General features: G+C 67.3%; 21 protein-coding genes. 9 read left to right on the top strand and 12 right to left on the bottom strand.

Annotation, left to right across the window (positions count from 1 at the left end; genetic code table 11):
• Positions 1–16 precede the first annotated feature (16 nt).
• Positions 17–454 carry a hypothetical protein gene (locus tag ACIBK0_RS46865; RefSeq protein ID WP_399095043.1) on the top strand — a complete coding sequence of 146 codons (438 nt, stop codon included), beginning with the start codon at positions 17–19 and terminating at the stop codon, positions 452–454.
• Positions 455–903: 449 nt separating this feature from the next.
• Here ACIBK0_RS46865 and ACIBK0_RS46860 read toward each other — a convergent pair whose 3' ends face one another.
• The 4 genes from ACIBK0_RS46860 to ACIBK0_RS46845 all read right to left on the bottom strand — a co-directional run bounded on the left by ACIBK0_RS46860 (position 904) and on the right by ACIBK0_RS46845 (position 4,418).
• Entirely contained in the window at positions 904–1,413 is a 510-nt protein-coding gene (locus tag ACIBK0_RS46860) for a hypothetical protein (RefSeq protein ID WP_399095040.1), read from the bottom strand.
• 206 nt (positions 1,414–1,619) lie between these two features.
• Positions 1,620–1,988, bottom strand: coding sequence for a hypothetical protein (locus ACIBK0_RS46855; RefSeq protein ID WP_399095037.1), 369 nt, complete (start codon positions 1,986–1,988; stop codon positions 1,620–1,622).
• Positions 1,989–2,067: 79 nt separating this feature from the next.
• Entirely contained in the window at positions 2,068–2,931 is an 864-nt protein-coding gene (locus ACIBK0_RS46850; RefSeq protein ID WP_399095034.1) for a hypothetical protein, read from the bottom strand.
• Between the two features lie 314 nt (positions 2,932–3,245).
• Entirely contained in the window at positions 3,246–4,418 is a 1,173-nt protein-coding gene (locus ACIBK0_RS46845; protein ID WP_399095031.1) for an epoxide hydrolase family protein, read from the bottom strand.
• Between the two features lie 82 nt (positions 4,419–4,500).
• Between ACIBK0_RS46845 and ACIBK0_RS46840 the strand changes: the two genes are divergently transcribed.
• Positions 4,501–5,076: a CGNR zinc finger domain-containing protein gene (locus ACIBK0_RS46840; RefSeq protein ID WP_399095029.1), complete on the top strand. Its 576-nt coding sequence runs from the start codon at positions 4,501–4,503 to the stop codon at positions 5,074–5,076.
• Positions 5,077–5,358: 282 nt separating this feature from the next.
• Here the strand turns inward: ACIBK0_RS46840 and ACIBK0_RS46835 are convergent, their stop codons facing one another.
• On the bottom strand, positions 5,359–5,505 hold the full coding sequence (locus ACIBK0_RS46835; RefSeq protein ID WP_399095026.1) for a hypothetical protein: 147 nt from the start codon (positions 5,503–5,505) through the stop codon (positions 5,359–5,361).
• A 430-nt stretch (positions 5,506–5,935) separates the two neighbouring features.
• On the opposite strand from ACIBK0_RS46835, the gene ACIBK0_RS46830 reads away from it, so the two are divergent.
• Positions 5,936–6,463 carry a hypothetical protein gene (locus tag ACIBK0_RS46830; RefSeq protein ID WP_179436212.1) on the top strand — a complete coding sequence of 176 codons (528 nt, stop codon included), beginning with the start codon at positions 5,936–5,938 and terminating at the stop codon, positions 6,461–6,463.
• Here the strand turns inward: ACIBK0_RS46830 and ACIBK0_RS46825 are convergent.
• Together ACIBK0_RS46825 and ACIBK0_RS46820 are read right to left on the bottom strand one after the other, a co-directional pair.
• Positions 6,411–7,205, bottom strand: a complete 795-nt coding sequence (locus tag ACIBK0_RS46825) for an IS5 family transposase (protein WP_093868527.1) — start codon at positions 7,203–7,205, stop codon at positions 6,411–6,413. The two genes, ACIBK0_RS46830 and ACIBK0_RS46825, sit on opposite strands and share 53 nt — an antisense overlap.
• 633 nt (positions 7,206–7,838) lie before the next feature.
• Positions 7,839–8,747 (bottom strand): LysR family transcriptional regulator, encoded by a 909-nt coding sequence (locus ACIBK0_RS46820; protein WP_260326308.1) that lies wholly within the window; start codon positions 8,745–8,747, stop codon positions 7,839–7,841.
• A gap of 197 nt (positions 8,748–8,944) precedes the next feature.
• On the opposite strand from ACIBK0_RS46820, the gene ACIBK0_RS46815 reads away from it, so the two are divergent.
• From ACIBK0_RS46815 to ACIBK0_RS46805, 3 genes are all read left to right on the top strand, one after another.
• Complete coding sequence (locus tag ACIBK0_RS46815) at positions 8,945–9,640, top strand: type 1 glutamine amidotransferase domain-containing protein (protein WP_095849785.1); 696 nt, start codon at positions 8,945–8,947, stop codon at positions 9,638–9,640.
• Between the two features lie 227 nt (positions 9,641–9,867).
• On the top strand, positions 9,868–10,551 hold the full coding sequence (locus ACIBK0_RS46810; protein WP_093868131.1) for a type 1 glutamine amidotransferase domain-containing protein: 684 nt from the start codon (positions 9,868–9,870) through the stop codon (positions 10,549–10,551).
• Positions 10,552–10,840: 289 nt separating this feature from the next.
• A complete protein-coding gene (locus ACIBK0_RS46805) occupies positions 10,841–11,806 on the top strand; it encodes an NAD(P)H-quinone oxidoreductase (RefSeq protein ID WP_399095019.1) in 966 nt (321 codons plus the stop codon).
• Between the two features lie 252 nt (positions 11,807–12,058).
• Here the strand turns inward: ACIBK0_RS46805 and ACIBK0_RS46800 are convergent, their stop codons facing one another.
• The 5 genes from ACIBK0_RS46800 to ACIBK0_RS46780 all read right to left on the bottom strand — a co-directional run bounded on the left by ACIBK0_RS46800 (position 12,059) and on the right by ACIBK0_RS46780 (position 14,865).
• Complete coding sequence (locus tag ACIBK0_RS46800; protein ID WP_399095016.1) at positions 12,059–12,451, bottom strand: VOC family protein; 393 nt, start codon at positions 12,449–12,451, stop codon at positions 12,059–12,061.
• Entirely contained in the window at positions 12,448–12,750 is a 303-nt protein-coding gene (locus ACIBK0_RS46795) for an ArsR/SmtB family transcription factor (protein WP_399095013.1), read from the bottom strand. The genes ACIBK0_RS46800 and ACIBK0_RS46795 overlap by 4 nt, the downstream gene beginning before the upstream one ends.
• Before the next feature lie 70 nt (positions 12,751–12,820).
• Positions 12,821–13,654: a transposase family protein gene (locus tag ACIBK0_RS46790; RefSeq protein WP_399095010.1), complete on the bottom strand. Its 834-nt coding sequence runs from the start codon at positions 13,652–13,654 to the stop codon at positions 12,821–12,823.
• Between the two features lie 72 nt (positions 13,655–13,726).
• A complete protein-coding gene (locus ACIBK0_RS46785; RefSeq protein ID WP_399095008.1) occupies positions 13,727–14,134 on the bottom strand; it encodes a hypothetical protein in 408 nt (135 codons plus the stop codon).
• An 80-nt stretch (positions 14,135–14,214) separates the two neighbouring features.
• Positions 14,215–14,865: a hypothetical protein gene (locus ACIBK0_RS46780; protein WP_399095005.1), complete on the bottom strand. Its 651-nt coding sequence runs from the start codon at positions 14,863–14,865 to the stop codon at positions 14,215–14,217.
• 646 nt (positions 14,866–15,511) lie between these two features.
• Here ACIBK0_RS46780 and ACIBK0_RS46775 point away from each other — a divergent pair.
• The 3 genes from ACIBK0_RS46775 (at position 15,512) to ACIBK0_RS46765 (ending at position 18,034) form a co-directional block, all read left to right on the top strand.
• Positions 15,512–15,724 carry a hypothetical protein gene (locus tag ACIBK0_RS46775; RefSeq protein WP_399095002.1) on the top strand — a complete coding sequence of 71 codons (213 nt, stop codon included), beginning with the start codon at positions 15,512–15,514 and terminating at the stop codon, positions 15,722–15,724.
• Between the two features lie 103 nt (positions 15,725–15,827).
• Positions 15,828–16,841 carry a teichoic acid biosynthesis protein C gene (locus ACIBK0_RS46770; protein WP_399094999.1) on the top strand — a complete coding sequence of 338 codons (1,014 nt, stop codon included), beginning with the start codon at positions 15,828–15,830 and terminating at the stop codon, positions 16,839–16,841.
• A 461-nt stretch (positions 16,842–17,302) separates the two neighbouring features.
• On the top strand, positions 17,303–18,034 hold the full coding sequence (locus ACIBK0_RS46765; protein WP_399094996.1) for an HAD family hydrolase: 732 nt from the start codon (positions 17,303–17,305) through the stop codon (positions 18,032–18,034).
• Positions 18,035–18,060: the final 26 nt, after the last annotated feature.

Genomic DNA, 18,060 nt, shown 5'->3' with positions numbered 1-18,060 from the left:
GAAGGCAGCCCCGCCCGTGACCGCCCAACCCCCGCCCCAGGCCGACGTACTCGTTCCCGAGCAGGACGCCCCCGGCACCGAGGCCGCGCTCGTCGAGACGCTGACCGCGCTCGGTCTCACCGTCCGAGTCAAAGCCGTCCCCGTACGCCGGAGCCTGGAGCTACTCATCCTCGTGACGTTGCCGCTGCACGCCTTCCTGGGCGGGCTCGGCAGCAGGCTCGCCGACGACGTCTACCGCAAGCTGCGCGAGGCAGTCCGGCGCACCCCCGCCCCGCGCCCCGTCGCCCTCCAGGACACCGACACCGGCGTCCGCGTCCTGCTCACTCGTGACCTCGACGCGCAGGCATACCACCAACTCCAGGCGCTGGACCTCACCTTGGTGCGCGGCACCCTGCGCTACGACACGGTCGAGCGTTCCTGGCGCCTGGCCGAGGACGCGGAAGAAACAGGCTGAGGCGAGCGTACGCTCAGGACGGAGTACACCGCGCCGCCCACGAGCCCGGACACGACGAAGCTGCAGCCGACCCCGCGGGCCAGTGCGAGCAGGACCCCTTCGTCCAGGGAAGTGGAGACCGCCGCGAGACCGACCGCCGCACCAGCTGCCCAGCCCGCAGCGGCCCGAGCTCCCAGCCGCCGCGGTACCAGTGAGCTTCTTCCATCCGGCCACCGATCAGGTGACGGTCCACGAAGCGCAACGAGCGATGCCCCCGAGCCGTTGATCGAAATGTCTGAAATCTCAACCACGTTGCCCGGGAGCCTCGTTGGTCATCTATCCTGCCGCACCCGACCTGCCGCATGCGCTCGTGAAGTGACCATGCTCGTCGTCACCCGGAGGGTCAGCAGCGCCAACGAGACGGTCATAGTCCGGATGCCTGCCACGTCGACACGCACCGCCAGCCCGGGTCAGAAGAGAGAAGTGAAGATCCTGTTAGCGGTGTCGTTGAATCGAACGTGCAAGGGCTCGAGGCGTCGGCTGTGCCGCTTCGCGGCAGAGAGGTCTGGCGCCCAAATTGCCTCACCTGCAATACGTTGGATCTCATGAGCCAGGTCACGCAGTCCCTCGTCAAGGACGCGGGCTGCCGAGAGTTGAAGCTGTAGCACAGACTCCGACCACCCTTTGGCCGTTGGGGTCTCCCACTGACGTGCAGGCCACGAGCCTGATTCGCGGAGCTCGGCGAGGACGCGGTCAAGCTCCTCGTAGGCGGCCTTGATCACGTCTGAGACCGCTGTCTGCAAGGCCTGGATGCTCTCCCTTTGGAAATCATCCCTAGTGGCTTGTCGATCTCGCTCGTATTGCTGGTCGCGGATCATCGTCTCGTGCCTGGAGGCGAGTCGTTCCTTGTAGATCGTCAAGATGGACGTAGTCAGGGAACCGAGTAGGACTCCCACGAAGCCGAAGATTGCAGAGGCCATGTGAACAGTTTTCCCTCCACGACGACTGGTCGTCACGCTGCGGGGCAGCCGTTCGTAGTCGGGTGTGTTGCGGCGGGCGTTCATGCACCAGCCGATCGTGCGTATCCAACACGCCACCACCCTTGTAACCAGCCAGCTCAACTTCCGTGCCAACCCCTGCACAACGGTTGGTGGGCACGCCGCTGCTGGGGGGTGACACCTGAACGTCATGGGGTCGCCGGGGGTTCGTTCCTTCTGGCGATCCGGAAATCGCGGTACTCGTCGCGGATGATGCCCTGGTTGACCCAGCGGTCGGAGTTCACGCCGGGCTCGCTGCAGGCCCGGTAGAGAGCCTCCTCCGGAGTCGACACGGTGGCGATCTCCTTGCCCCAGGTCTCGTCATCGGGATCCAGGGGCGGAAACTCAGAGACGTCGTAGAAGGTGTCGGTGCCCGCGTCTTCGACTTCGCACAGGTAGATCGTGACCCCCGAGCGGCCCGGACTGATAGCGATCCAGCGAAGGCCCCGGTGACCTTCGCGGTCGATTTCGCCGAGGAACTGCTCGATCTGCTTGCCGCGGTGCCGCGCGCCACCCACGTCACCCCGCGCAGACCGACAGGCTTTCCGGCACGGCTGGTCGACTCACCACGGCGGCCGGTACCTACAGCTGGGCTCGTCACGTGTCTTCGTCGGCGAAGGCGTAGGGCGGGATCGTCCATCGCATCACCGTCTCTCCCGCCTCGCCGGCTTCGAGCGTGACCGGATAGACCCGGCCGGTATGCCGCTCACCGCGGTGCCGCATCGAGTGGTCGCCCTGGTCCCATTCGATACCGAGCAGACGGCAGCCCCCGACCTTCGTCGCACCGGCCCGGAGCGGATGGTGCCACCCGGCCCGCCGGAAGCGGTAGAAGTCGGCGTGCTTGTCGACCGAGACCATGAGGCCCTTGCCATGGAGGCAGTCGCGCCAGGCGGTGAGTTCGGCCGCGCGTGCGACCGCCTCAGCCACCGGGAGGTCCAGCCACCCGTGCGGTCCGTCGGTGCCGTACCGGGCGATCCGCTCGCCACCGAACCGCGCGTGTGCGTCGTCCGCGTACAGGCCCCAGTAGAAGACATCGGCGAGCCCGTCGGCCGGCTCGTCGTCCGTTCCCGTCCACACATCCAGCGCAGTGGCGTCGCCGACCACCATGCCGCACCGGTCAACAGGCAGGTCCCCGAGCCGGACCGGTACCGACCGGCCCGCGCTCTCGGGCCACGGAAGACCGAGACCGATCTCCAAGGTCGTGATCACCGGTTGCTTGTCGAACGGAGACGGCGAGGTACTCGCCCGTACCGTCAACGGCCGGTCACCGGCTGCCGGAACCGCGACCGCCTCGCACAACCACTTCCGAAGGTGGCCTCCTCCTGACGCCGCGGCCGTCCTCGCGCGCTCGGACAGGGGCTGCCCCAACTCCCGCCACTGGTCGATCCACCCGGCCATGCCGAGCACCAGCACACCCGACGGCGCATCGACACTCCCCAGACCGACGAAGATCTCAGACATCGGCCGATTGTCCCTCCCCCGCACCACAACGACCCGCACAAGACGCCGACACCCGCCACCACATGAACGGCGGATGCTGCCACGCTGCGGAAGGCACCTCCTTGCCCGCAGGCGGCCCACGGGTTGGACCGGGAGATCCAGCGGGCTTGGCAGGCCGGCAGCGCTGCAGCGTAGTTCCTGCGGGACCGAGAGGGAAAGGACCGGCCCGGCAACACCCACCACCACGAAGCAGAACGCACCCATCGGTCTGGAAGCCGTCGGACAACACCATGAGCCGGATCAGGCAGTGTTCGAGTGCCGGCACCCAGCCGCGTTCACCGATGAGCGGCCAGCACGGCCGCGAAGCCCTCCTGCAGGTCCTTGACGAAATACTCGGGAACCTCCAGCGACGGGAAATGTCCGCCGCTTTCGGGCGACCTCCATCGCACGATCTGTCGGTACCGCTCCTGCGCCCAGGGGCGCGGACACTTCTCGATGTCGCGGGGATACATACTGATTGCTGACGGGACGTCGACCCGAAGTTCCGGGTCCAGCGAGTTGTGGCTTTCGTAGTAAATGCGGGCCGCCGATGCGCCGGTCCGCGTCAGCCAGTACAGGGTGACGTCGTCAAGAATCCTGTCTCTGGACATCGTCTCGAACGGGCTGTCTTCGGTGTCCGACCACTCGGCGAACTTGTCAAGGATCCAGGCAAGAAGCCCGACCGGCGAGTCGACGAGCGAGTAGCCGATGGTCTGCGGTCGGGTCGCCTGCTGCTTCGCGTACGCCGCGCGGTGGCGCCAGAAATCGCGGGTCTCCTCGGTCCACTTGCGCTCGACCGCTGTCAGCCCGTCCGTCGTCAACCCCGGCGGCGCCTCCGCGAACAATGTGTGGATGCCGAGAACGTGCGCCGGGAACCTGCCGGCGAGAACCGTGGTGATATTGCCTCCCCAGTCGCCGCCGTGGGCTACGAACTTGCTGTAGCCGAGCCTTCCCATCAGTTCCACCCATGCGGCCGCGATCTTTTCGGTCCCCCATCCGGTGGTGGCCGGCTTGTCGCTGTAACCAAAGCCCGGCAGCGACGGAACCACGACGTGGAACGCCGGCGCGTCCGCATCGTTCGGATCTGCCAGCTCGTCCACCACATCGATGAACTCAGCAATGCTGCCTGGCCAGCCGTGCGTCACGATCAGAGGAGTGGCATCCGCACGCGCGGACCGGCGGTGCAGGAAGTGGATTCCCAGACCATCAATGGTCGTGCGGAACTGGCCGATCCGGTTCAGGCGTTGTTCGAACGACCGCCAGTCGTACCCGGTACGCCAGTAGTTCACGACATCGACGAGGTCGGCGAGCGGAACACCCTGTTCCCATCGGCGAGGGTCGGGCCCGGCGCGATAGACCGTCTCGGCCTCCGGTAGTCGCGCCGCGGCCAGTCGTGCGCGCAGATCGTCGAGGTCAGCGTCAGTCGCGTGGGCTTCAAATACGTGCACGTCGCTGGTCGGACGGGGCATGAGACCTCCTGGCCATCGTAGAACCGTCTAAGACGGTTCTAGCAGTCCTCCAAGCCACGCTGCAACCGGCTAAGGTGGTTCCATGCGTGCTGCGTTCCCCGACTTCCGCCTCGGCAACGTGCTGGCCACCAGCTTCACGGGGACTCTCTCGGAGCGTCATGGCAACCCTGTGGAGCGCATTCCAACGCCGCAGCGACTCATCGACTGGCTGGCAGTGAACGGCCTCGCCGTGGACTCCTGCACCACCGCCCAGCTCGACCTCGCCCGGGAACTGAGGGAGTCGATTCACGCCGCCGCGACAGCGGCCGCGATCCAGGACACTCTCCCTGCATCTGCCGTCCACGTCATCAACGACTGCAGCGCTCAGGGCCGGGCCGCCGCGATCCTGACACTCGAGGGCAAACGGCAATGGCGACTCAGCCCGACGTCCTGCGTGGAAGACGCCCTCAGCGTCATCGCCGCCGACGCCATCGCCATCATCACAGGCGAACGAGACGGAAAACTGGCCCTGTGCGCATCACCCACCTGCCAAGCCGCCTTCTTCGACACCAGCCAAAGCCGCACCCGCAAATGGTGCGACATGAACACATGCGGAAACCGCCAGAAGAAAGCACGCTTCAACGCCAACCGGCGCAAAAACCCCAGACCAGCAGAATAATCATTGCCCCGGCACATCCAAGTGGGCCCCCGCCAGCGACGCATCCGTCGCGTCGGGCGCACCCCAACGGCACCACCAAGACAGTGTCCTAGGTGGTGAGGCGGCCGTTGATTCGATCACGGGGCGGGGCACGTGGAGCCGGATTGGCTGTCAGCTGCTGCCGAGGCCTCGCACTCTGCCGAGAAGCATCCGGTTTGGGCCCGGAGCCCGGCTGCCTGGGCGAGCGGAGCCGTCAACGCCTCGCCGGGACGTGCGTGCTGACGCCTCGCGTGCAGAGCCGCATCACTGGCGGAAGGCGGCGATGACGATGTCCACGAAGGATCGGACGAAGGGGCTGGCTTCGCCTTTCGCGTGGGCCACGACCACCGGGCTTTGAGGCACGTCGAGCAGGGGAACCATGGCGAGCCCTGCGTCCGGTGCGTGATCCATCGGCGTCATCCCGACCGTGCCATTCCACAGCACGGGGCCTCCGCCAACCTGAAGTTGCAGGTCAAAGGGCTGGTGTGGCCGGTGCTCGGGGTGCTCGCGCTGGTCGTGCGCGGCAGTCTGCGGAGTAGATCATTTGACGGTGGGGGCGGGCTGTGGGTGGCCAGTTCACAGATTCCCTACGTGCGGCCGCATAAGGGGGTGACTGTGCGTGATCACCGGGTTGGCGGTCGTGCTCCGTTGTGTGCTCACGCTGCTGACGGGCTCCAGGGCGGGGGTCCGGTCGCCGTGGCTGACGGACCCCCGCTCGACGCTGAGAAGCCGTATCTCAACCGAACGTGATCACTTGATTTCCGCTGGTCAGGCATGGTCTAGCTCGGAATGAGGGAGGCATGCGACGTCTTGTTTCGGCTCCGTGATCGAGGGGTGCACGATGGCGTCGGTGTTGGGAATGCTGGGGGAGCGGGAGACAGCGGCCCGGGTGCGGGTGGAAGGACTGCGCGAGGAAGTCGCGCGGCTGTCCGAGGTACTGGAGGCTGCGGAGATCGAGCTGGACCGGCGGGTGATCGCGCGGGAGGAACTGGTCGAGGCCCTGGCGGCCACGGCTGCCGAGACCACCGCTGTGACCAAGGCGGAGACGGAAGCCGTGTCCTCACCTGCGCCGGTGCCGGGCTCGATCGTGCCGCCTTGGCGCGAAGGACTGCCGGTGACGGTGCTGGCGCCGGACTATCAGCGGATCCTGGGTGTGCTCGAGGAGCGGCAGTCGGCGGGCCAAGGACCGGTGAAGGCCAAGGAGATCGCGGTGGTGCTGGGCCTTCAGCCGACGTCGGCGAAGGTCGAGGGGGTGCGCTCGAAGGCCAGGCGCCTGGCGGAGCGAGGGTGGCTCGTGCAGGAGACGTCGGGGATGTTCAGCGCGGGCCGGCGGCCCGCGGCCGTGCCAGGCGCCGTCCCATCCGCGTGACCATCGACCATCGGATCATCGCCTCGCTGCTGGCCGGCAACGTCTCGTAGTCCCGGGCCAGCCGGCGTGAATGCATCAGCCATGCGAACGTGCGCTCTATTACCCAGCGCCTCGGCAGCACCACGAACCCCTCCATGTCGTCGGTTCGCTTGACGACCTGAAGGGTAAGCGCGAGTTTCGCCCGTGCCCAGTCGACGATGCCGCCGGTGTAACCGCCGTCGGCCCAGACCAGGCAGATGTCACGGTGCAGGCGCCGCAGCCGTATCAGCAGGCCCATCGCGGCATCCCGGTCCCCGACGTTCGCGGCGGTCACCGCGACGACCAGCAGCAGACCGAGACAGTCCGTCACGATGTGCCGCTTGCGGCCACCCACCTTCTTCCCGCCGTCCCAGCCGCGCGAGACGGACGGCACCGAGGCGGCGGCCTTCACCGACTGCGCGTCGATGATCCCCGCCGTCGGCTCCGCCTCACGGCCCTCGCGCTCACGCACCCGTCCGCGCAACCGGTCGTGGAACTCGGTGAGCAGCCCGTGCTCGCGCCAGCGGCGGAAGAAGGCGTAGACGCGGCCCCAGTCGGGGAAGTCCGCGGGCATCGCCCGCCAGGAGATCCCGCCCGCGACCAGGTAGCGGATCGCGTCCAGCAGCTGGCGGTGGCAGTAGCCCTCGGGCTGTCCGCCTCTGCCCTGGAGCCAGGCCGGCACCGGCAGCAAAGGCCGGATGGCCGCCCACTCCGCATCCGTCATGTCCGACGGATACCGGCGCACCCGATCGGGATGATCGGCCGCGTTGCCGTACACGTGCGCGAGGCAATCACACGATGGAGCAGCCGAGTTGAACTGAACGGGCTCGGACGCGTACAACAAGGACACTAGGGCCTCCCGGCACCACTCGGTTAGATTCGCATCCCCGAGCTACAGAGAGGCCCTGCCTTCATGCGCGTACAGCGGGAAGATCACCCCGGCGGGAAACCTGTTCGAACCGCACGTTCCATGATTGGTTGAGATGCGGCATCTAGCGGCAGCGCAAGCCGTTGACCTGCGGCAATGTTGTCGCTGACGGGCTTTGGAAGGCCGCAAAGTCACCGGCAACGCCATGCGGGAGTTGGACGAGACGGGGACCGTGACGCGAGACCGGAACAACAGGACCTCCTGGCACTCCAGTGGTCGCAAACCCGAGCTAGGGGCCCCGTACTCACCACCCGGCCGAGATCGCCCGGCCAAGGACCGTGTTCGATCAGAACCAGCCTCACGATCGGTAGAGGGTTGTTACTCTGCGTTACGAATGGCGCTGTGTTGGCTCGTAGCCCCAGCTGATCGGGAGTGCCGGCGACGCAACCCGATGTCAGCCCGACATGACCTCGGGGTACCGGCTTGGGCTCACCAGGTCTTCGCAGCGGCGAGCAGATGCTCACGGACGAGCGTGACGTGAGGATTGATGGAACTGCCTGGGCGTTGGACGAGGTAGGCAGTGTTGATCGGGGGGTCCTCCGGCTGGTGCAGTAGCCGGAGGGCGCCGGAGGCGAGTTCGGTCCGGCAGAGGTAGCTGGGCACGACGCTCCAGCCGGCGCCGGCCGTGAGGGCGGTGAGGACGCTGCGCAGGTCGGGGATGGTGATCGCGGCCTGGACGCGCAGGCGGCGGTCGAAGACGTGGCGCCAGTAGCGGCGGGCGATGGGCAGGTCCTCGGCGTAGGCGATCATGGGCAGGCTTTCCAGGGCAGTAGGCAGTTCCTGTCCCATGAGCTGTTCGGCCCAGACGGGGGCAGCAACCAGGACGAACTCCTCGTCGGCGAGGAGTTCGGCCTGCAGCGTCCGGCCCCGGGGCCGGCGGGTGGCGACGACGAGGTCGTGGCGTCCGGCCCGCATTTCCTCGAGCAGCGGTTCGGTCAGTCCGATGGCCACCCGCAGCCGGACGCCCTGCGCGACCAGCGGAGCCAGCGTCTGAAGGCCGAGGGTACTCATGAACTCTGCGGGCCCGGCCAGGTGCACCGGTCCCGCGGTGCTGCTCGGCTCCTCGCCGGTGATGTCGGCCAACTGATCCAGGGGGCCTGACAGTCGCGTGGCAAGTTCGTCCGCGTGGGGCAGCGAGGTGACACCGTGCGCCCGGCGTTCGAACAGTTCACGGCCCAGACGGTTCTCCAGCGCCCGGATCTGCGTGGTCACGGTGGACTGCGACAGCCCCAGCCGCCGTGCAGCGGCGGTGAAGGACCCCAGGCGGTGCACGGCAAGGAAGGTGCGCAACAGGTTCAGGTCCAGCGGACCCAATCCATGAGTGTCCTGATCGCTCACGGCGTCGAGCCTACGAGGTACGCACGGCAGCCACCTGCCATTCGTCCCCGTGCAGGGCATCGGTTCGTCGATACCTGGTATCGATGCCTTCATTGGCGCGATTTCTTCGGCGGCTTTAGTTTCGAACGTAGGAGCGCTGACGTTCTGAAGTCGAAACGTCAAAGCGTGAACCCCCAGCTCTCGGAGACCACCACACCATGTCGAAGATCCTTTTTGTGATGACCGGCGCCGACCACTGGACGCTGGCGGACGGCACCAAGCGCCCGACCGGCTTCTGGGCCGAGGAGGCCGTGGCCCCGTACCAGGCGTTCACGGCCGCCGGCCACGAGATCGTCGTCGCCACACCCGGCGGCGTCGTACCGCCTCTGGACCAGGGCAGCCTGGCGCCGCAGTTCAACGGCGGAGAGGTGGGGGCGAAGAAGGTGGCGGACGCCCTCGCCTCGATCGACGAGATTCAGCACCCCATCAGGCTGGAGGACGTCGACCTCGCCGACTACGCCGTCGTCTTCTACCCCGGTGGCCACGGCCCGATGGAGGACCTGGCCGTCGACGCCACCTCCGGCAGGCTCCTCATCGATGCCCTCGCCTCGGGCAAGCCGCTCGGCGTGGTCTGCCACGCACCGGCCGCCCTGCTCGCCGCCACCACGGCCGACGGCGGCAACGCCTTCGCCGGCTATCGGCTCACCGGTTTCAGCAACGCCGAGGAGACCCAGACGGGCCTTGCGGCCAATGCCAAGTGGCTGCTCCAGGACCGTCTGGTCGAGATCGGCGCGGACTACCAGGAGGGCGAGCCGTGGGCCCCGAACGTGGTCGTCGACCGCAACCTGATCACCGGCCAGAACCCCGCCTCCGCCGGACCCGCCGCAGCCGAAATCCTCAAGAAGCTGGCCTGAACCTCGCATATCCGCTTGCGCCTGGGAGGGGCACCAGACGCTGCTTTCGCCAGCCGGCCCCGTACGGGCGCAGTGAGGCACGCGGACGACATCGGCACCTATGACAACGGCGACTGAGGCGGCCGACTCCTCACAAGCCGTCTCACTCTTGGCAGGTCGTGGCCATGAAAAAAGGCTCGTGATCCGGGCAGCCGCCACAGCCCTGCCTCACCGCCGGAGGCACACAGATGAGCAAGATCCTCGCCGTAGTCACCAACCAGTCGACCTACGGAACGAACCCCCACCGGACCGGGCTGTGGATCGCAGAGCTGGTTCACTTCTACGACCGAGTCCGCCAGGCTGGATTCGAGGTCGACATCGTCAGTCCGGAAGGGGGACAGGTACCGCTGGATCCGCGAAGCGTCAGATTGGCCGACAAAGAGGTTCGCAAGTACATGAACGATCGCGCGTTCATGTCGAGCCTGGACCACACCAGGAAGGCGGCCGACGTCGACCCGGCCGAGTATGCAGCGATCTTCTACACGGGCGGGCATGGCGTCATGTGGGACTTCCCCGGCAGTGCCGCGCTTCAGCAGGTCGCGCGGGATATCTATGAGAACGGCGGCGTGGTCTCCTCGGTCTGCCATGGTGCCTGCGGACTGCTGAACATCACGCTCTCCGACGGCTCCCTGCTCGTCGAGGGCCGCACGGTCACCGGGTTCTCCACCGCGGAGGAGCGAGTCGCCATGGTGAAGAGCCGGGTGCCGTTCCTGGTGGAGGACGAGTTCCGCAAGCGGGGCGCGAACTATGTCAAGGCCACCATCCCGATGACCCCCTTCGCCACCGCTGACGGCAGGCTCGTGACGGGACAGAACCCCGTTTCCACCAAGGTCGTCACGGCAAAGATCATCGAGACGCTGCGCCAACTTTGACCTTGATCCGCATCGGCCGGACCGGTCCTGCTCGTGAAGTGTCTCGGGGCGTTTGACGGTTCTGCTCGCATCTTGTCGGTGACAGGTGGCTTGTTCTTCGAGCTCAGGGCTGTCCGGGTCCTGGGCTCGTCAGTTTCCAGTGCGCGGGCTGGACAGGCAGGCTCGGGCGGAGTTTCTGCGGCGGCCCCGGACCAGCGTGAGCCTGCCGGGCGTGCCCTCTCACTCGCATTTTCACAACGTCGGACCGGCGTATGTGCCGTCCGTCAGGCGGCGCACTCGGAGGAATGTCTTGAAAGCAGTTTCGATCAAGGAACCCGGTGGGCCGGAAGTCCTGCAGTGGATCGATGTGGAGGACCCCGTCCCCGCGAGGGGTGAAGTGGTCATCGACGTCGTTGCCAGCGCCGTCAATCGGGCCGATGTGGCACAGCGGCTGGGGCTGTACCCGGTTCCGGAGGGAGCGTCACCTTACCCGGGCCTGGAGGTCTCCGGACGGATCAGCGCTCTCGGCGAGGGTGTGACGCGTTGGCAGCCCGGCGACGAGGTGTGCGCACTGCTGACCGGAGGCGGATACGCGCAGAAGGTCGCTGTCCCTGAAGGGCAGCTGCTCACGGTGCCCAAGGGCGTCAGCCTGGTCCAGGCGGCAGCGTTGCCGGAAGCCACCGCAACGGTGTGGTCCAACGTCTTCATGACCGGTGGGCTGAAGCCAGGCGAGACCTTCCTCATGCACGGCGGAGCCGGCGGCATCGGCACGACAGCCATTCAGATCGCCAAGGCCCACGGTGCCCGCGTCGTCACCACCGTCGGCGGGCCCGAGCAGGCTGCCAGGGTCCGAGAACTCGGCGCCGACCTCGCGATCAACTACCGCACCGAGGACTTCGCCGAGCACGGCCCCTACGACGTGATCCTCGACGTCATCGGCGGCGACTACCTTCCGCGCAACATCCACTCCCTGGCCCTCGACGGGCACTTGGTCGTCATCGGGCTGCAGAACGGCCTGACGGCCGAACTCAACCTCGTCGAACTCCTCGCCAGGCGTGCATCCGTGCACGGCACCACCCTGCGCTCCCGCCAAGCTGGACAGAGGGCAGCCATCGTGGCCGAAGTCCAGGAACATGTATGGCCATTGATCGAGAACGGAACGGTGCAGGTCGTCATCGACCGGACCCTGCCCATGGACCAAACCGCAGAAGCCCATCGCATCCTGGACGCCCACCACATCGGCAAAATCGTCCTACTCAACCCCGACGCGGCATGACTCCAAGAGTCGGCCGACCGACCCCGAACCGGTGCACGAGGCGATCGCACCGCGCCAAGCGGGAGGTTTGGACGGAGCGGGGACCGGCACACGGGACTGGAACAACAGGGACTCCACTCGAGTGGCGGCGCGACCCCGAGCTTCCCAGGAGGCTCTGTTCTCGTGCCAGCCACCCGGCCGAGATCACCCGACCTGGGCCGTTGTTCGATCCCAATTGTCCTGATGACCGATAGAGATACGGCTTCTGACCGCTTACTGCGGCTGTGTTGCGATCTGGATCAGGTTGCCGCAGGTGTCGTCGAAGACTGCGGTGGTGACAGGACCCATCGCCAGGGGCTCCTGGGTGAAGCGAACGCCGAGGGCGTGCAGGCGCTCATACTCCGCCTCTACGTCGGTGACGGCGAACTGGGCGAGCGGGATGCCGTCCTTGACGAGCGCGTCGCGGTAGGGCTTGACGGCCGGGTGGCCGGCGGGCTCCAGGAGGAGTTCGGTGCCGTCGGGCTCGTCGGGCGCGACAACGGTCAGCCACCGGGTCTCCTCGCCCAGTGGGACGTCGTGCTTCTTCACGAAGCCGAGGATCTCGGTGTAGAAGTGCTCGGCCTTCGCCTGGTCGTCGACGAAGACGCTGGTCAGATGGATCTTCATGGAGTGCTCTTCTCCGGTCCGGATGGGGCGGGCATGGGCCATCGCTCGGCTATCTGCCGCAGCGGGGCTGTGTTCAGGTCGTGGAACTTGTAACGGCCCTCCCGTCTGGTCCCGACGAGCCCGGCGGCCTCCAGCAGGGCGAGGTGCTGGGAGACCGCCTGACGCGAGATGCCGAGCCGGTGCTTCATGCTCAGTCGCGAGCAGATCTCGAACAGCGTCTGTCCGGACTTCTCCGTGAGCTCGTCGAGGATGATGCGGCGGGTGGGGTCGGCCAGAGCTTTGAAAAGGTCGTCGGCCACGACCACAGGATAGGCAAGTGTCTACTTGCCTATCAAGTCGAGGGCGGCGGTCTGCGGGGTAGATCGTCTGTCAACGGTTGACTTCGAGGTTCGTCAAGACAAGTAAGGCGCGCAGGAGGCGGGTCGCTTGGACGGGGTCGGTGCGGAGTTTGGTGAGGGTCCGCCAGTTCTTGAGGTGGGCGAAGCCGTGCTCGACCGGTGCCCGTCCGACGGCGAGGACGCGGTTGGCTTCCTTCTGGCCGGGTGTGAGCTTGTGGGTGCGGCTGGCGTGGAAGCCTGTGACGATCACAGGGGCGCGTACGTCGTTGTCCAGGCCGCGGAAGCCGAGGTCCGCGAGGGATCCAAGGCCGGCGGCGCGTAGGTGGGCCAGGATGTGATCGTGGCGGGCGGTGGTGTTGTCGTGGGTGCGGCCGGGCCGGGCTGCGGAGATCCAGATCAGGCGGCCCTTCTCATCGGTCAGGGCGAGGAAGTGCAGGCCATGACTGCGGTGCTTCCCGGAGTAGTTCCGCCGGTTTGCCCTTCCGGTGCGGCGCTGGGTGGGGATGAAGGTGCCGTCGATCAGGACCACCTCCCTGCCCCGCTTGGCGACCTTCCTCAGAGCGCGGTCCAGGCGCGGTGCCTGAGCGGCGAGCAGGGTGATCAGTTCGTCGCGCCAGCGGCGGACGGTGGACTCGGACACGTTGTTGCCGCTGGCCATGTCGGCCAGGCGCTGGTCGTGACGCAGCACGGCCAGGACGATTACCGCGATCCGTCCGGGCGGCAGGATCCGCCACCTGGAACGGATCGCCTTCAGGCGGCGACGCAGCAGGCCGGCGAGGTGGTTGACGGTCCGCGTGGACAGCGGCAGACGGCACCGGTAGACAAGCGGGCAGGTGTCCTCGGCGCGTTCTTTGGTTTTCGTCACACAAATCCAACGGCCGCCGGGGGCACCGTGGTTACACCCGCGGCACACCACTCTGGGCGACAGCGTCTCCGGTCACAGGCAGGTGGTGAACTTGCCGTCGGGAAGTTTGCACAGCCAGCCGCGATCAACGAGTCTGACCAGCCTCCCGCGCAGCGGTTCAAGCTTGGCCCGTACGGCAACGTCGACTCCCAGCATCTCGCCGACCTGCCGGGTCATGACCGGCCCGGCGGCCTGCCGCACAGCGCCAAGAATGCGCTGGTAATCCGGCGGGAGCGTGGTCTCCTCCAGGTCCGGCGTGCGGTGCGGGATCAGCATCACCGCCCGGCCGCCCACCTGCCCTGGCGCCGGCGCGACCGAGGTGCGTTCGTCGGCGAGCTGTTCGCTCACCCTCTCAAGGACCCGCTCGGCGACGGCGAGCTCGTCCCGTTCGGCCCGCACCTCCGCCAGCTGCTCCGTAGCTGCACGGCGTGACTGCACCATGGGGAGCCACTGAGCGGACCACTTGGCCACTTTGGTGCCCAGAAGCCCGGGTTGGGCTTCGCCGGCTCATTCCTGCCGAGCTATCGGAATGTGAGGGTCTGGAGCATGCCTTCGAACTGCCTGAACGCCGGCGAAGTATCGACGACCTGGGTGGTGTCGACCGGCGTCCATACCACCAGCGGCCCGCCGGGGACGTCGATGACGGCTACGCGGAAGTCGTTGTCAGGCTGGAGGCCGAAGCAGTCTTTGTCCGGGTCCGCTTCGGCCGTCGGACAGCCGAATGATCCGTCCAAGGGCTCATTGGTGCTGCCGGTCAGCAGTGTGGCGGCCCCGCCACCGACGGTCGTGGTCTTCTCGTCCCGCCAGTTCGCGTGATATCCGGCCTGCTCATGAAGGTATGCCAGGTAGCCCTTGTAGGTGGTGGGCGGCTTCTCGGGGCTTCCGCTGCCACCTGGTCGGTACACCACCGCGGGCAGCAGGAATCGGACCTTGTTGCCGGATTTCACCCACGTCAGAAGGGTGCGGGTATCCGACACCGGTCGGCTTCCCAGCGAGGTGGGGACGGTGATCGCGAGAGGCACCCCGAAGGAATGGCTGATGTACGTGTGTGATGCCGCTATGGAGGGCGACGGCTTGGCTGCGCCTCCTGCGCCGCCACCGCAGCCCGGTACAGCGAGCAGGACGCACGCGCCCGCAGCGGAAAACAACACCCGAGCGCGCGTGCGCCGCATCCGGCCACCCCCAGTACGTGAGGTACGACTTTGAAGCCACCGCATGGGCTGCGGCAAGAGAAGGGCGCACAAACCCAATCCTGCCGACCTCCATGCTGCACGCGGTGATCACCCAAACGTCGTGCCCCAGGTACGCATGGCCCACGCTGGTCCGCGGCCGACCAAAGAGCGACCCAGGCGTTCCAGAGGGCCCAGGGCTGGACGGGCAGGGACGCCGACCGAGGTGGACCTCTCTGGTGCGGGGCAAGGGCAGGAACATTCGATGGCCGTGAGCCCCGGCCCACCTGGGGCGCCGTCTCGCAGCCACGCCGATGACATCCCCCCTTGGTCACCAGGGGTGTGGGACGTTCCCCCTTTGTTTCTGGGACACCTGGGACGGCATCGTCTGGCGCGCCGTCGGAAACGCTGAGTGACGCAGAGTCATACGGTGAACCTGCTGATCACTCAGGGAGATTCCGATGAACCGACGCACTATGCGCAACGGCCCGGTGGCCGTGACGGCCGACTTCGCGTTGCGGCCCACGGCGGCGCTCGCCGCCGCCGACCCCCACCGTGCCCCTGGGCATCACCGGGCGCACAAGGTGCACACCCCGCACGGGCGCCACTGCGTGCCGGCACACTCGAGCGAGCAGGTGGCCGCGTGGTCATGGGGAACGACATGCCGCTCACGGTCCGCTCCGGACCGAGCCCCGCATACCGGAAGATCGACAAGGTGCGTGACGGCAGGATCCTGGGGCTCGCCTGCAAGAAGCACGGCACCAAGGTGCTCGCGGATGCCCGCTGGCACAAGCTGGCCGGCCACCGCGGTTACGTCTCCGCCCACTACGTCCACACCTTCCGCCCCGTCCCGTGGTGCTGAACCCGCACCGACGGCGTGTCCGTAGCGACGTCTGAACCATCCCTGGCTGCCCGCCTGTTCGCGGTCGCGAGCGGACGGGCAGCCCGACTTCCAGGAGCATGTGATGACGCACCACACCATCCAGATGGGGCAGCCGGGCCGCAGAACCGTACTGGGGCTGGGGGCGGTGGCAGCACTGGCCTTCCTGCCGGCGGGACGGGAAGCACACACCTCCCCGGTCGCCGACCACAAGCTGCCCGCTCTGTCCGCAGCCGGTCTCCCCCTGCTCAGGGGGCGGCTGCGCCACACCACCGTGCTGCAGTCGTTCGGATTCGACGAACCACGCGGCCACATCTATGCGCTGCAGATCGTGGAAGGCGGCGTCAGGCTGCCGGGAGAGAAGACGGCCCGTACGCATGCGGAGCGCGCGAAGAGTGGAGATCTCTGCCTGAACCGACTGGCCATGGATGGCTCGCCGGCAGGTCACATGTATCTGAAGGGCTTCGGTCACGGAGGCGCGCTCGGCATCGAGGCGTCGGCCACGGTCGCCAGCCTCTGGACGGAGTGGGACGCCAATCCCGCCTCCGGCTACGGGCGCGGAATCTGCCGCTTCCGCTTCACCGACGGCCGGATTCTGTCGCGCGCCGACAGCAGACTCAGGGGCTATCGCCCGGTCCCCGGCTCCACCACCAACTACGCGGCGCTCGACGTTCCGAAGCGGCGCCTGCTGCTGCGTTACAAGAAGCACGGAGCGCCGCGCTTCGCCCTGTACGACCTCGACCAGTTCCAAGCCGGAGCCTACCGCCCACTCCTCGACATGGCACAGCCCGGAGCCGACTCGGGCCTGCCCTTCCAAGGCATGGCGCTGTACGGCAGCTTCGCGTACCAGCTCCTGGGCAGTGCCTACGGAGCGCGCAACCCGTCCTCCTCAGGCGGCAATATCCGGCTCTACCGGATCGACCTGCGCACCGGGCGCGTCGTGCACGAGCAGGTGGAACGCACGGCTTTGCACCTGTCGCCGCGCGAGCCGGAGGGCCTGGCCGTGCTGCGCGAGGGGACGCCCCGGCTCTGCCTGGGCCTCACTGAAGGCCCGGTAGGTGGGCGCGGCTTCCGGCTGTACTACAAGGCGCTCAGCTGATCCCGTGCGACAGGACTCTCAGCCACCACAGATGGGGCATCGTGCCATCAGTTATGAAAGCGCAGCGTCTGCAGCCGCTTGGCCGCGCCGTAGGTGGCGCTGCCGAGCTGCGCGATGACCGCGAGCTCCTCCCTCATCGGATCAGCCCGGTCTCGCACGCTCGCGCAGCAGCCGGTCCGCCTCCCCCGCACCACCGCCGGCGCCGACGAGCTCGGCCTCCGGGAAATTACCGGGTTCGCGGCTTCAGCCGCGCCCATCCCGGCTGCCGGGAGGGCAGTCGTCAGGCGCACTCATGGCGTCAAGCCCGCCACCGCAAGGTAGGTGGGAATCTCCCGGCTTCAGCCGGAAGAGCACTTCAACAACAGATGAAGCCCCTGCTCGACACCTACGCCGACCGGCTCAGCCACACACTCGACGCGGAACACTCGCGTCAGGGACAGGCACCACGAGATGATCACCCTATGGCAGATGTGATTTTCTTCGATCTGGACGGCACCCTGGTCGATCATCGAAGCGCCGCCTTGGAAACGATCGGCCAGATCGTCCAGGACGCGCCGAACGCGACGGCTCCACCGGAGGAGCTGGTGACGTTGTGGTGGACGCTGGAGGCGCGCCACATGCGGGAATACCTGGCCGGTCAGTGCTCCTTCGGTGAGCACCACCGACGCAGGCTCCGTTCCTTCCTGCCGATGCTCGGCGAGCCGGTTCCGACAAGTCCTGGCCTTCTGGACGCCTGGATCGCCGAGCGCTACCTCACCGTGTTCGAGGAGTCCTGGCGGTGCTATCCCGATGTCCAGCCATGCCTGGAGACCCTGAAACGGCTTCCCCGAGGACCGCGTCTGGCTGTTCTCACCAACGGGGACCCCGAGCAGCAGCGCGCCAAGCTCGCCCGCTTCGGCCTCCTCGAATACTTCGAAGCCGTCCTGACCCCGACCGAACTCGGTGCGGCCAAGCCCCTCGCCTATGCCACCGCCTGCCAGCGGATGCGGACGGACCCCGCGCAGGCCGTCAACGTGGGCGACATGCTGGAAAGCGATGTACACGCAGCCGCCCTCGCCGGGCTCACCGGCATCTGGCTGGACCGCGGCATCGACTTCGTCACCGGTGGACCATCGCCGACGGCAGACGAGACGGTGCTCCGCATCGAACGGCTCACCGACCTCCCCAACCACCTATCACGCACGAACGCCTGACCGGCTCTCACGGCCGTCGTGAGTGA

The sequence above is a fragment of the Streptomyces sp. NPDC050564 genome (assembly GCF_044457265.1).
Lineage (GTDB): Bacteria > Actinomycetota > Actinomycetes > Streptomycetales > Streptomycetaceae > Streptomyces.
The sequence above is the reverse complement of the archived record's forward strand: the minus strand, read 5'-3'. Positions and strand labels throughout refer to the sequence as shown.